This window comes from Pseudomonas sp. B19125, from assembly GCF_044218855.1.
In the GTDB taxonomy this organism is placed as follows: domain Bacteria; phylum Pseudomonadota; class Gammaproteobacteria; order Pseudomonadales; family Pseudomonadaceae; genus Aquipseudomonas; species Aquipseudomonas edaphica.
Genome location: NZ_CP162589.1, coordinates 4,226,354 through 4,239,850 on the forward strand (window position 1 = coordinate 4,226,354; position 13,497 = coordinate 4,239,850).

At 60.6% G+C, this 13,497-nt stretch carries 12 protein-coding genes; all 12 read right to left on the reverse strand.

The window, feature by feature from the left end:
• Positions 1-27 precede the first annotated feature (27 nt).
• Positions 28-1,776, reverse strand: coding sequence for a methyl-accepting chemotaxis protein (locus tag AB4P96_RS19085; RefSeq protein ID WP_395599936.1), 1,749 nt, complete (start codon positions 1,774-1,776; stop codon positions 28-30).
• Positions 1,777-1,804: 28 nt separating this feature from the next.
• The gene (locus tag AB4P96_RS19090; RefSeq protein ID WP_003191666.1) at positions 1,805-2,209 is read right to left on the reverse strand and encodes a TraR/DksA C4-type zinc finger protein; all 405 of its coding nucleotides are present in this window, start codon (positions 2,207-2,209) and stop codon (positions 1,805-1,807) included.
• Between the two features lie 461 nt (positions 2,210-2,670).
• Entirely contained in the window at positions 2,671-3,693 is a 1,023-nt protein-coding gene (locus AB4P96_RS19095; protein ID WP_026013640.1) for an ABC transporter permease, read from the reverse strand.
• A gap of 31 nt (positions 3,694-3,724) precedes the next feature.
• On the reverse strand, positions 3,725-5,278 hold the full coding sequence (locus AB4P96_RS19100; RefSeq protein WP_017136426.1) for a sugar ABC transporter ATP-binding protein: 1,554 nt from the start codon (positions 5,276-5,278) through the stop codon (positions 3,725-3,727).
• Positions 5,279-5,341: 63 nt separating this feature from the next.
• Positions 5,342-6,271 (reverse strand): sugar ABC transporter substrate-binding protein, encoded by a 930-nt coding sequence (locus AB4P96_RS19105; RefSeq protein ID WP_177034371.1) that lies wholly within the window; start codon positions 6,269-6,271, stop codon positions 5,342-5,344.
• Positions 6,272-6,319: 48 nt separating this feature from the next.
• Positions 6,320-6,496, reverse strand: coding sequence for a hypothetical protein (locus tag AB4P96_RS19110; RefSeq protein WP_163005443.1), 177 nt, complete (start codon positions 6,494-6,496; stop codon positions 6,320-6,322).
• A 127-nt stretch (positions 6,497-6,623) separates the two neighbouring features.
• On the reverse strand, positions 6,624-7,652 hold the full coding sequence (locus tag AB4P96_RS19115; RefSeq protein ID WP_017136424.1) for a Gfo/Idh/MocA family oxidoreductase: 1,029 nt from the start codon (positions 7,650-7,652) through the stop codon (positions 6,624-6,626).
• A 93-nt stretch (positions 7,653-7,745) separates the two neighbouring features.
• Positions 7,746-8,756 (reverse strand): Gfo/Idh/MocA family protein, encoded by a 1,011-nt coding sequence (locus AB4P96_RS19120; RefSeq protein ID WP_056859439.1) that lies wholly within the window; start codon positions 8,754-8,756, stop codon positions 7,746-7,748.
• A gap of 18 nt (positions 8,757-8,774) precedes the next feature.
• A complete protein-coding gene (gene iolD / locus AB4P96_RS19125) occupies positions 8,775-10,706 on the reverse strand; it encodes a 3D-(3,5/4)-trihydroxycyclohexane-1,2-dione acylhydrolase (decyclizing) (protein WP_395599937.1) in 1,932 nt (643 codons plus the stop codon).
• A 164-nt stretch (positions 10,707-10,870) separates the two neighbouring features.
• Positions 10,871-11,692, reverse strand: coding sequence for a TIM barrel protein (locus AB4P96_RS19130; protein ID WP_138450970.1), 822 nt, complete (start codon positions 11,690-11,692; stop codon positions 10,871-10,873).
• Between the two features lie 23 nt (positions 11,693-11,715).
• Positions 11,716-12,504 carry a 5-deoxy-glucuronate isomerase gene (gene iolB, locus AB4P96_RS19135; protein ID WP_236448025.1) on the reverse strand — a complete coding sequence of 263 codons (789 nt, stop codon included), beginning with the start codon at positions 12,502-12,504 and terminating at the stop codon, positions 11,716-11,718.
• Positions 12,504-13,394, reverse strand: coding sequence for a myo-inosose-2 dehydratase (iolE, locus tag AB4P96_RS19140; protein ID WP_176991923.1), 891 nt, complete (start codon positions 13,392-13,394; stop codon positions 12,504-12,506). The genes iolB and iolE overlap by 1 nt, the downstream gene beginning before the upstream one ends.
• Between the last annotated feature and the right edge of the window lie 103 nt (positions 13,395-13,497).

The window sequence follows — 13,497 nt, forward strand, 5'->3', positions numbered from 1 at the left end:
AGCTCCATTGCATAAACAGTAACAATCCTAACGCCCAGCCTTGGCCCCTTCCGGTTTATAGCCCAGGCGCAAGCCACCCCAATGCCGCCCCTTAACCATGATCGGCACCGACAAATCGTGCATCAGTTCGCCAGTATCGCGGGTATAGGTCTGCAACAGCACTGCTTGTTGATGGCTGCCACAACGAATGCCGGTACGGTCGTCGAACTTGCGTTTGGTACGGTTCTGCACGGCGTCAACCTGTGCATCGCCGGTCAGGGCGTGGGAGAACGCCTTGTTGTGTGTGGGCACATAGCCCTGCGGTGTGCAGGCAATCGCGAACACCAGCCCCTCATGGCGCGGCAGCAATGCCTCCTGGATCGTCGGCAGCACTTGGTCGGTGTAGCCATCAAAGCGCGTGTGGTATTTGCTCGGCCGGGTGTTGGGGATCGGCGTGTAGCTGCGGTCGAACAAGTCTTCCAGGCTGATGCGGTTTTGCACGATGTCAGCCTCGAACTGCTCACCAATACGGCTCGCCCCTTCGCGAGCCAGGTTGTAGATGCGCTGGTGATAGTCATCCAGCCCGACTTCAGCCAGGCGCTCACTGATGGTTTCAGCCTGTCCTTCCATCTGCACAGCGACCTCGGCCAGTTGCCGCGTCTGCTGGTCGCTCACCGTTAAATCGCTGCGCATCTGCTCTACCGCGTGGAACAGGCTGTCGAGTTGCGCGCGGTTGGTGTCGGTGCCTTGGGCGATCTCGTTGACCTGCCCTTCTACGTCGGCTGCCAGGCTGGCGATATTTTCCAGTTGCTCACCCGCCTGCTCCACCTGCTCGACGCCGATGTGCAAGTCGGCGGACAGTTGGCGAATCTGTTCCACCACCTGGGCGGTGCGTTGTTGAATATCGGCGACCATCACGCCGACCTCATCCGTCGCCGTGGCCGTACGCCCGGCCAGGCCACGCACTTCATCGGCCACTACGGCAAAGCCGCGCCCGTGCTCGCCGGCGCGCGCCGCTTCAATGGCGGCGTTCAGCGCGAGCAGGTTGGTCTGGCTGGCAATGGACTGGATCACCAGGGTCACGCGCTGAATCTCTTCACTGCGCTGGCTCAGCGCCTCGATCAACTCTCGGCTGGCATTGGCGCGCAGGCGCAGTTGGTGCATGCGAGTGATCGATTGAGCCAACACTTCGCGCCCTTCAGTACTGCGCTGGTGCGCCTGGCTGGCCGCGCCCAAGGCCTGCCGGCTGAGTTGAGAGGTGACTTGCTCGGTGCCGATCATCACTTCGGCGCTGCTGACAATTTGCTTGGCGGCGCCTAATTGCGATTGCACGCGCGCGGCCAGTTGCTTGACCGAATAGGCCACGCCGGCAGCGGAAAGTGCGTTATGACTGGTGGTGTAGGAAAGATCGCGAGTCAGCTCACCCAGCGTATCAATCGCCTGGGCAGGCGCTACACGCGGCACTCGGGCTTTGAGCGCAGGCAGCCAGATCACCAGCAAGGCCAGTGGCAGGCACAGGTACAGCGGCAAGCCGGCAAACGACAGGCCCAGCAGGACCAGCACCAGCGCGGTGCTCTGCATAAGCGGCGTCAGCCAGCCGGGCAGCACGCGCACCACCGTTTGCGGTGGCGCCGCTGCGCCCATCAGAGATCCGTCTCCAGCCATCGTCGTTACCCCTCTGTTTGTCGTTATTGTTGCTGCATTAAACGCCACTATTGGGCCATTATCCATGGGCCTTTCGTGGGGTGCTTGCAGCAGATCAATAGACAGGGACGTAACCGGTGTTTCTTCGGGCATCACAGCTGCGATGCCCGACTTCAGCGCATCAGGCCTGGCGCTGGTGCTTGTCGATCTGCTCGTGACGCTCTTGCGCTTCGATACAGTATTTGGTGGTCGGGCTGATCAGCAGGCGCTTGAGGCCGATAGGCTCGCCGCTGTCATCGCACCAGCCAAAAGAATCTTCCTTGATGCGTTCCAGGGCACGCTCAAGCTGCGGCAGCATGCGCTGGTCGCGGTCGATGGCGTTTACCAGCCAGGTGCGCTCTTCTTCCACAGAGGCAGCGTCAGCCGGGTCCGCCGGGGTGTCCAGGCTTTCGATGGCGATGCGGTTCTGCTCAATGCGCTCGTGGTGTTCCACTTTCATGTCTTGCAGCAACTTCTCGAAAAAAGCGTGCTGTTCGGCATTCATGTAGTCATCCGCCGGCATGGCCAGCAACTTTTCCTTTGTCATTGATTTCTCTATAAAAAATACGTGCATTAAGGCGAATAAGGGAGCGTTCCGGCAGACCTTCGCAGGCCTCGGAAGGGCGCCGTCCATTTCAAGCGCCACCCGGCACTCAATTTAAGAGGGGCGGCAGTCTAAGGCCGACTGGAAGGCTCAGCAACTGAAAAGACAGGCATTTTTTCCCAATTAACCCCCAAAGGCACCAGGACGGGCTTGGCGAACGGTCATCGGAGTGCGTTTATAGCAAGAAATTCAGTGCTGTGGAGCTATATAGAAGACAAACGGTTAGAACGGTCTGATAAAGACTAGCTATGGGAGCTGGCTTGCTGTGGCGAGGGAGCTTGCTCCCGTTCGACAGCGCAACTGGAGCAGGCTTTTTAGGGGCGCTTCGCACCCCAGCGCAAGCAAGCTTGCTCGCCACAACAAGCCAGCTCCCACATTGGATAGGTGTTGCCCGTTAATCGGTATCAGCGCTTGAGCTTGCGCTTGTTGCGATACTGGTCGATCACCACCGCAATCACAATGATCAGCCCCTTGATGATGTCCTGGATATACGCATCCACCCCCACAAAGGTAAACCCGCTGGCCATCACGCCGAGAATCAGCGCGCCGATCACGGTGCCGGTGATGCGCCCTACTCCGCCCGCCAGGCTGGTGCCGCCGATCACCGCCGCCGCAATCGCATCCAGCTCATAAGACATGCCCATGCCGGCCTGGCCGGTGGCGGCACGCGCCGAGGCCACCACACCGGCCAGGCCCGCCAGCAGACCGGCGATGCTGTAGACGATGATCAGGTGACGCTTGACGTTGATGCCCGAGGTGCGCGCCGCCTGCATGTTGCCGCCGATGGCGTAGGTGTACTTGCCGTACTTGGTGTAGCGCAGGGCGATATGGAAGATCACCGCCACCACCAGGAAGATAATCACCGGCATCGCACCATGGCCGATGGCGGTGTACGAATCCGAGAGCATGCTCACCGGCTGGCCTTCGGTGTAGTAGCGTGCCAGGCCACGGGCCGAGACCATCATGCCCAGGGTCGCAATAAACGGCGGAATGCCGGTCACCGCGATGATACTGCCGTTAATTGCCCCCGCCAGCAGCCCCACACCCAGGCCCATCGCCACCGGAATCCACACCGGCAAGTCGGTCAGGCTGGGAAACACTGCCCGGGAAAAATCCGAGGTTTGCGCCAAACTGGCGGCAATCATCGCCGATAACGCCAACACCGAGCCTGAAGACAGATCGATACCGGTGGTGATGATCACCTGCGTCACGCCAATCGCCAGCAGGCCGATGATCGACACTTGCAGAATCATCAGCACCAGGCGCTGGGAGTTCATCAGGAAGCTCTGGTCGCGCACGATCCAGCCGAATAGCTCAAACACCAGGCCGATGCCGATCAACACCAGGAAGATACTCAGCTCGGTGGGTAAACGCCGACGGTGCTTGACCGGTGCCGTGGCAGGCTTGTTGTCTGTTATTGCGTTCATAGCCAATTACCTTCTTATTCTGTGCGGTTCGTCAGTGGACTACGGTCATACCGGAAGCCAGCTGCATGACTTTTTCCTGGGTCGCGTCGGCGCGATCCAGGGTGCCCATCAGTTCGCCTTCATGCATCACCATCACCCGGTCGCTCATGCCCAGCACTTCCGGCAGTTCGGAGGAAATCATGATCACCGCCATGCCTTCGCTGGCGAGGAAGGAAATCAAGCGATAGATCTCGGCCTTGGCGCCAACGTCAATGCCACGGGTCGGCTCATCGAGGATCAGCAAGCGCGGGTTGGTCATCAACCAGCGCGCCAACAGGGCTTTTTGCTGGTTGCCGCCGGACAGAGTGTCGATGCACTGCTCCAGTGACGGGGTTTTCACCCGCAGCTTCTTGCACATGTCTTCGCACAGCACGCGCAGGGCTTTTTGCTGGATAAAGCCGTTACCCGAGTAATGCGGCAGCACCGCCATCTCCATGTTCTCCAGCACCGACAGGCACGGGAACAGGCCACTGAGCTTGCGGTCCTCGGTCAACAGCGCAAAGCCTTTCTCGATAGCCATGTGCGGGTCGGTGATGCGCACCGCTTTGCCGTCAAGGGTGATCTGGCCGCTGGAACTTGGAGTGATGCCGAAAATGGTCTCTGCCACGTTGGTGCGCCCCGAGCCCATCAGCCCGGCGATGCCGAGAATTTCACCAGCATGCAGGTCGAACGACACGTCCTTGAACACGCCGTCCAGGCTCAAGTCGCGCACCGACAGCAGCAAGTCGCCGATGGGTGTCTCGCGCACCGGGAACAACTGGCTCAGCTCGCGGCCGACCATCATCGAGATCAGGCTGTCGCTGTTCATGCTGTCAGCGCGCTGCAGGCCGATGTACTGGCCGTCACGAAACACCGCCACTTCATCGGCGATGGCAAACACTTCGTTCATTTTGTGCGTGATGTAGACGATGCCTTTACCCTGGGACTTGAGGTCGGCAATGATCGAAAACAGGTGGGCCACTTCCTTTTCGGTAATGGCTGAAGTCGGTTCATCCATGATCAGGATGTCGGAGTCGTAGGACACCGCCTTGGCAATCTCGACCATCTGCCGCTCGGCGATGCTCAGGTTGCCGACGTGTTCTTCCGGGTCCAGGTTGATACGCAAACGGGCCAGTAACTCGGCGGTGCAGCGGTGCATTTCGCGGTGGTTGACCATGTGCAGGCTATTGAGCTGCTCGCGGCCGATCCAAATGTTCTCGGCGATGCTCATGTGCGGCATCAGGTTGAGTTCCTGGTGGATCATCGCGATCCCGGCCTTCTGCGCCGCCAGCGGTGTTTCAAACACAATCGGCTTGCCGCGCAGACGAATTTCCCCGGCGTCGGGCTGGTAGATGCCGGCGATGATTTTCATCAACGTCGACTTGCCCGCACCGTTCTCGCCCATCAGCGCCAGTACCGAGCCTGGGCGCACGCGCAGTTGCACATCGGCCAGGGCCACAACGCCGGGAAAGCCTTTGCTGATGTTGACGATTTCCAGCAGGTAGGGTTCTTCCAGCAGCGCGGGCTGGAGACCGGGAGGCTGCGAGACAGTGGCTTGAGCAAGCATATCGGGTACTCCATCAGCAGAGCGACCGTGGCCGCCCTGCTTGCTTATTGTTGTTATGAAGGGCTACTTGAAGTCTTTGACGTTATCCGGCGTGATCAGCTTGAACGGGATGATTACGTTCTGCTCGATGGGCTCGTTTTTAGCCATCTTGCGCGCAGTCTCCACCGACTTGTCGGCCTGGCCCTTGGCATCCTGGAAGGCCGACACGGTCATGTCGCCCTTGGTGATCGCATTAAGGCCGTCCGGCGTGCCGTCGACACCGGCGATCAACACGCCTTTTTTGCCTGCCGACTTCAGCGCCATGGATGCACCAATGGCCATCTCGTCATTGTTGGCCAGTACCGCGTCAAAATCGCGGCCCTGGGTCAGCCAGTCGTTAACCAGGGTCATGCCCTTGTCACGCAACCAGATACCGGTCTGTTCCTGTTCGATCTTGATGCCGGGGTACTTGGTCAGGACTTCCTTCACGCCCTTGGTACGGTTAGTGGTGGAGTTGTTCGCCAGGTCGCCCAACAGAATCACAATGTTGCCCTTGCCGCCGAGTTTGTCGGCGATGTATTGCATTTGCAGTTTGCCGGCCTCGACGTCATCGGACACCACCGCTGCCACGCCTGGGGCCAGGGTTGGGCTATCCGGGCGGCGGTTGACGAACACCAGCGGAATTTTCGCAGCGGTGGCGGCCTTGATGATGTTGGCGGTCGAGGCGGTGTCCACCGGGTTGACGATAATCGCGTCGACCTTCTGGCTGATGAAGTTCTCGACCTGGCTCAGTTGTTTCACCACGTCGGCGCGGGCGTCTTCAAACTGCAATTGCACACCATCGCCCTTGGGATAGGACTTGGCTTGCTTGTCCATGTCTTCACGCAGGTAGGTCAGGAAGGTGTCATCAAAGGCGGACATGGTCACGCCAATCTTCAGGTCGGCGGCCGAGGCAACACCACTGGCCAGCAACATGGACAGGGCCAGCGCGGTAAAACGGATCGGGGTCTTCATGAACGGTCTGTCTCCACTTTCTTGTTGGTTTTTTGGACGTTGCGTTTATCAGCGCTCGGCGGGCAATCGAACCACCGGTGCCCCCGGGATGCAGCAGACCAGCGCGCCGTGGTTTTCGACACACAGCACATTAAGGAAGGAGAAGTAAAACGGCCGGGCGCGGGGCAGACCGCGTGGCGCTGAGGCAGGGCGTAAAACTCGCAGTACAGCGTTGAAGATTTTCATCTGACGGTACCTGGTTGTTTTTGATCTTGTTTTTGTTGAGCCGCGCGAATCGAGTTCGAACGTACTTTATGCAACCTGGAAAAGACTGTATTAGAAAATAATTTCCATATCAACATGTTTTAGAATTTTATTCTATTTTTGTCGAAACCACCTGCTGGCGCTCGGCGCTGAGGCGTGCGGCGTCCAATATACGGGTGGTTTCCAGCGCGTCATAGGCGCTTACCGGCAATGGCCCCTGCCCTTGCACGGCCAGTTGCAACTGGCGATAGAACTGCGTCCAGCAGCCCTTCTCGGACGGCACCCGCTCGCGATCCTCGCCTTGCTCGAACCAACCCCAGCGTCGATGCTCCTCGGCACCCCAGTGCTCGCCTTCGGTTTTTGGCGACTTGCCGGCCATCAGCGCGTCTTCCTGGCCGTCCAGCCCATCGACGGTGTAACAACCCAGGGTGCCACTGACCCGAAAACGCGGTGCCTGGCTGTTTTGCAGGGCGCTGCCCCACAGGTGCGAAATCACGCCATTGGTGTGGGTCAGGGAGACGAAAAAACCGTGATCAAGGGTGGGGTGTTGCGGCGTGAACTGCAATTGCGCAAACACCCGGTCCACCGGGCCGAACAATTGCAACGCCTGGTCCACTAGATGGCTGCCCAGGTCACGCAGCCAGCCGCCGCCACTGGCATTGCCCACCGCTTGCGGGCTGTAGCGTTCGACGCGGGATTCAAAGCGTGTGATCTCACCCAAGGCACCGGCGTCGATCAGCTTGCGCAGGGTCAGGTAATCCGAATCCCAGCGCCGGTTCTGGTAGACGCTGAGCAGCGAGCCCTGGCGCTCGGCGGCGGTGATCAGCGCCTGGGCCTGTTCGGCGTTGCTGGCGAAGGGTTTGTCGCTGACCACCGCCACGCCGTGCTCGATGGCTTCCAGCACCAGCGCCGGGCGGCCTTTGAGGGTGGTGGAGATCACCAGCGCGTCGACACCGGCCTCGACGATCTGGCCGATGCTGTCAAAGGCCTTTACGCCCGGAAGGTCGGCGTTCAACTGTTGGCGGCGCTCCGCTGAACGGGTCACCACGCCAACAAAGGTCGCACCGGGCAAGGTTGCAATCAGCGGTGCATGAAAGAAACGCCCTCCGTGGCCGTAGCCGACTAGTCCGATTCGCATAAGTTGTTTCCTTGTTGAATTGCAAACCCAATCAAGTGTGGGAGCAGGCAAGCCAGCTCCCACACTGACTGCATTCCACCTGGCAGATTGTGATTAGCCGTAAAAGTGCGGACGCTCCGGCAAGCTCACCTTCACGATCTGCTCACTGTTCTGCGCCTCGATGCATGCATCCGCCGCCACCGCCGCTGCAAAACCGTCCCAGGCCGAAGGCCCGCCGACTTGGCCCGCACGCACACTGTCGATAAACGCCTGCAATTCCACGTCGTAAGCCCCGATAAAGCGGTCCTTCCAGTCCATCAAAATGGCATTCGACAGCTTCGCGCCACTGCGCATTTGCACCTGCGAAGGCTCCGGCAGTTTGGCGATGCCGGTCTCCCCCACCACTTCACACTGGATGTCGTAGCCGTACTGGCAGTTCACGAACACTTCCACGTCGATGCGCGTGCCCTTGGCGGTTTCCAACAGCACGATCTGCGGGTCGCGCAGGTGGGCCAGGGCTTTGCTCGACTTGCGCGGGAACACCACCTGCACCGACACATAGTCATCGTTGAGCAACCAACGCAGCACATCCAGCTCGTGGATCAAGGTGTCAGTGATCGCCATATCCGTCTTGTAGTTCTCGCCCACTGTCGGGTTGCGGTGCGCGCAATGCAGCATCAGTGGCTCGCCGATCTGACCGCTGTCGATCACGGCCTTGAGGGCGCGATAACCTTCGTCATACGGGCGCATAAAGCCCACTTGCACCAGGCGCTTGCCGTAGGCCAGTTCGGCGTCGACGATCTTGCGGCAGCCTTGCGCCGTCACCGCCAACGGTTTTTCGCAGAACACCGGCTTGCCGGCGGCGATGGCGGCCAGCACGAACTCTTCGTGGCTCGGCCCCCAGGACGTGACGAGAATGGCTTCAACCTGCGGCGAGTTGATCAGCGCATGGCCATCGGCGTAGACCTCGGCGGCAAGCTTCAAATCAGCGACGACCTTGGCGGCTTGCTCAAGGTTAATGTCGGTTACCGCCACCACCTGGCTATTGAGCAAGGTCTGGCTGCAACGACGGATATGGTCACGGCCGATAGCGCCGGTGCCAATCACTCCAAGCTTTAACGACATACACAACTCCTCTTGTTATTAGTACTGCCGGGCCTTGGCCAGCTGTTCGTTGAGTTTTTTCGCGGCGGCATTCGTGCGTTCACTGGTGGACACTTGCGCCACGCCCACCCGCCACCACGACAGGTAGCCGTGGACCATGGTTTTGGGCAGTACCTTGATATCAATCAGCGTGGACACCGTTTGCGTGCGCGCATCGGCCAGCGCCGCCTGAAGCTGTTCCACGCTGCTGACCTTGTAGGTCTTGCAGCCATAGGCCGCCGCGCTCATGGCGAAATCCACCGGCACCAGGCCGCCGTCGAGCTTGCCGCTTTCGGGGTTACGAAAGCGGAACTCGGTGCCGAAGCTGTCCATGCCGTTGCCGATTTGCAGGTTGTTGATGCAACCGAACGCCATGTTGTCGAGCAGTATCACGTTGATCTTGCGCCGCTCCTGGATCGAGGTGGCCAGCTCCGAGTGCAGCATCATGTAAGAGCCGTCGCCGACCAGCGCATACACCTCCTTGCTCGGCTCGGCCAGCTTCACACCGAGGGCGGCGTTGATCTCGTAGCCCATGCATGAATAGCCGTATTCGACGTGGTAGGTGTTGACGCCCTTGCTGCGCCAGGCGCGTTGCAAGTCGCCGGGCAGGCTGCCGGCGGCGGCGACGATGATCGCATCGTCCGCCAGGGTGTCGTTCAACACGCCGAGTACACGGCTCTGGGTCAGGCACGACCCGGTCAGCTCGATAAATTCGCGCAATACGGCGCGGTCCAGGTGGTCATCCACCTCCGGCACAAAATCGTCGCCGTGGTATTGCACCTGGTGCACGCGATCCACTTCCGCGTCCAACTGCGCCTTGGCATCGCGGACCTGCTCGCCCCAACCGGCGCGGTAGTCGCCCAAGGCGTCAGCCAACGCCTCAAGGGCCACTTGCGCATCGGCCAGCACTTGCACGCCGTCAAGCTTCAACGCGTCGCACGGGCTGATATTGAGGTTAAGAAACTTCACCTCGGCATGCTTGAACAGCGACTTGGACGAGGTGGTGAAATCGGTATAACGCGTGCCGATGCCGATGATCAGGTCCGCCTCGGGCGCCAACAGGTTCGCCGCCAGGCAGCCGGTTTCGCCGATGCCACCGACGTTCAATGGGTGGCTGGACACCACCGTACTCTTGCCCGCCTGGGTTTCGGCGAAGGGAATCTCAAAACGCTCGGCGAACGCTTGCAGGGCCGCATTCGCGCCGGAGTACTTCACCCCGCCGCCACAGATGATCAGCGGCTTGCGCTTGCCCCGGAAGGCCGCCAGCGCATCGCTGATCATCGCCGCCGTCGCCGGCCGACGTTCGATACGGTGCACGCGTTTTTGCAGGAAATAATCCGGGTAGTCCCAGGCTTCGGCCTGCACATCCTGCGGCAGCGCCAGGGTTACGGCGCCGGTTTCCGCAGGGTCTGTGAGCACGCGCATGGCATGGATCGCCGCCGTCATCAGTTGCTCAGGGCGGTTGATACGGTCCCAGTATTTGCTCACCGAGCGGAAGGCATCGTTGGTGCTGATGCTCAGGTCGTGGAATTGCTCGATCTGTTGCAACACCGGGTCCGGCTGGCGGCTGGCGTACACATCACCGGGCAACAGCAGCAGCGGGATCCGGTTGGCCGTGGCGGTCGCCGCCGCGGTGAGCATATTCGCCGCGCCGGGGCCTACCGAGGCGGTGCACGCATAGATCTTGCGGCGCAGGTGCTGCTTGGCGAAACCGATGGCGGCGTGGGCCATGCCTTGCTCGTTACGGCCCTGATGCACCACCAGGTCGCCGCTGTCCTGCTCCAGCGCCTGGCCCAGGCCCAGCACATTACCGTGGCCGAAAATCGTGAACACACCGGCGACAAACTTGCTCTGCACGCCGTCGACTTCGATGTATTGGTTATCCAGGAACTTCACCAGGGCCTGGGCCATGGTCAGTCTTGTTGTGGTCATCACTTGCACCTTGTGTGAATGCAATTGGGTTGATTAACACTGCTTCAATGTGGGAGCTGGCTTGCCTGCGATAGCAATGTGTCAGGCAATGTACCTTTCACTGATAGACCGCCATCGCAGCGGTGCGACGATTCGACAAGCCAGCTCCCACAGGTTAATCGGCGTCAGGTTCGGGGGTTTTGCAGGTGGGCGATGCTGGCCCCAATGGCCTGCTGGATATCCGCCAACCCATGCACGCTTTCGGCAAACGGCTCAAACGACAGGTAACCGCCGTACCCGCTGCTGAGCAAGGTGTCGATCTGCGCGGCGTTGCCGAGGATATCGCCCTCGCCCACCAGCACGCGGTGGCCGTCACGAATCGAATTGAGCGGCGCTTCGGCGTCTTCTACCCCGGAGATATGCACCAGGCCGGTCAGTTGCGGGAAGAACTCCTGCTCGCTCGCCAGGTGGTGGTGGAAGGTGTCATGCACCAGGCGGAACACATCCAGGCCGCCGATGGATTGGATTGCGTCCACCGCCACGCGCTTGCGACGCAGGGCACATTCCTCGAAACCCAGCGGCTCGATAAACCCGAGGATGCCGTACTCGCGCAGGATCGGCGCCAGCTCGCTCAGCGCCGTGCGCAAACCGGCGGCACGCTGGGCCTCGTTGCGGGTGTCGCCACGTTCATTGAGCGGGCACATCACCAGGCCCTGTGCGCCGCATTCACGGGCGTAGGTGGCGAGCTTGATGGCCTGGGTGCGACGCTCGTCATTCCACACATCAAACGGGTACAGCGCATTGATCGACAGCACCGTGATGCCCTGCACTGCGCACAACTCTCGCACGCGGCTGGCCGGGGTGCCGTATTCGATTTCATGGCCTTTAAGGTCGTTGCGAATCTCGATGGCATCGCACTTGAGGGCCGCGGCCAGCTGGATAAAGTCCGGCAGGGACAGGTTGGGGGCGACCATGCGGTTAAGGGCAAAACGTAGCGGCGACTTCATTGTTGTTCTCCGTCCAAAACCGTTTAAAGGTCCAGCAGCCAGCTGTGCTGCGGGTCGTTATGGAAATGCCAGGCGCGTTTTGGCCCGGCCATCACGTTGAGGTAATACGATTCGTAGCCATACGGCACGCTGACCGGGTGATACCCCTTGGGCACCACCACCAGGTCGCTGTTCTCCACGGCCATGGCCTGGTCGATGCTGCGATCGTCGGTGTACACGCGCTGGAACACAAAGCCTTGCGGCGGGTTGATCTGGTGGTAATAGGTTTCTTCCAGAAAGCTCTGGTGCGGCAGGTCGTCGGTGTCGTGCTTGTGCGGCGGGTAGCTCGACGAGTGCCCGGACGGCGTGCGTACTTCCACCACCAGCAGCGAATGGGCCGGCTCGCTGTCAGGCAGGATGTCGCACACGTAGCGGGTGTTGGCGCCTTTGCCGCGCACGCTGCGCTTGCACTGCTCGGGGCGAATCAGGCGCGGTTCAAAGCCAGGCGCGCCGGGCGCGGCACAGACGGCAATCTGCACGTCGCTCAAGGCGGTAATCTGCGCATCGGTGCCGGGCGGCAGGTACGCGGCGAAGGGGGATTTGTCTTCGAACACCGACTGGCGGTCGCCAAGGTTCTGCCAATTGAAGCCTTCGCCTTCTATATTGACGCGCCCGCTGAGCAGCACCAGGCACAGCTCTTGATCCCCGGCGCTGACCGGCAGGGCTTCGCCCAGGCTCAGTCGATAGGCGGAAAAGCCCACGTACTCCAGGCGTCCTGCTTCCAGGGCCACCATGGTTTGCCCGCGTTTGCTGCTTTTGACCAACAAGCTCATCACTTAGTCCTCTCGTTGAGCAGCGCACGCAAGGTGTCGTAGCCTTTTTTGGCATAGATATAGCTAGGCGCCACGGCCGGATCCTGCTCGGCTTCGACCACCAGCCAGCCCTTGTAGTGGGCAGCCAGCAGCACATCGAGCAACTCGGCAAAATCGATGTCGCCATCGCCGGGCACGGTGAACGTGCCGTTGACGATGCAGTCAGGGAAGCTCCACATCTGGTTGCGCGCCAGTTGCACCACCGGCTTGCGCACGTCCTTGAAATGCACGTGGCAGACGCGGTCGATGTGTTTGCGCAGGACCTCGAGGGGTTCGCCGCCACCCATGTAGCAATGGCCCGAATCGAACAGCAGGCCGACTTCCGGGCCTGTTCGTTTCATCAGCTGGTCAATGTCTTCAGGGGATTCGACGTAGGCGCCCATATGGTGGTGATACGCCAGGCGCACGCCTTGGGACAGGGTGAAACGCGCCAGCTCCGTGAGCTTGTCGGCGTATTCCTGCCAGGCGTGCTCGCTGTGAAAACGCGGGCGTTCGATCAGGCGCACCTTCGAGCCCTGGATCGAGTCAGCGACTTCGCCGTATACCAGCACGTCAGCGCCATTGAGTTTAAGCAGCTCGACATGGCCGGCAATGGCTTGGATTTCTTCGGCCACCGAACGGCGCGCCAGGCGGCTGGAGTACCAGCCGGAGACCAGCGCCAGGTCATAAGGACGCAGCACATCACCAACGCCTTTGGCGTCCTTGGGGAACTTGCCGTTGAGTTCAAAACCTTCGTAGCCGATCTCCTTGCCTTCGCTGAGCGCGGTGCTCAGCGGCGTTTCACCGCCGAGGGCCGGCAGGTCGTCGTTGCTCCAGGAGATCGGGTTGATGCCAATTCGGATTGCGGGCATGGCTGCACCTTTTATTGTTTTCAGATAGCACTGAGATCTGCTTTATGTGGGAGCTGGCTTGTGTGGGAGCTGGCTTGCCTGCGATAGCATCACCTCGGTTTCA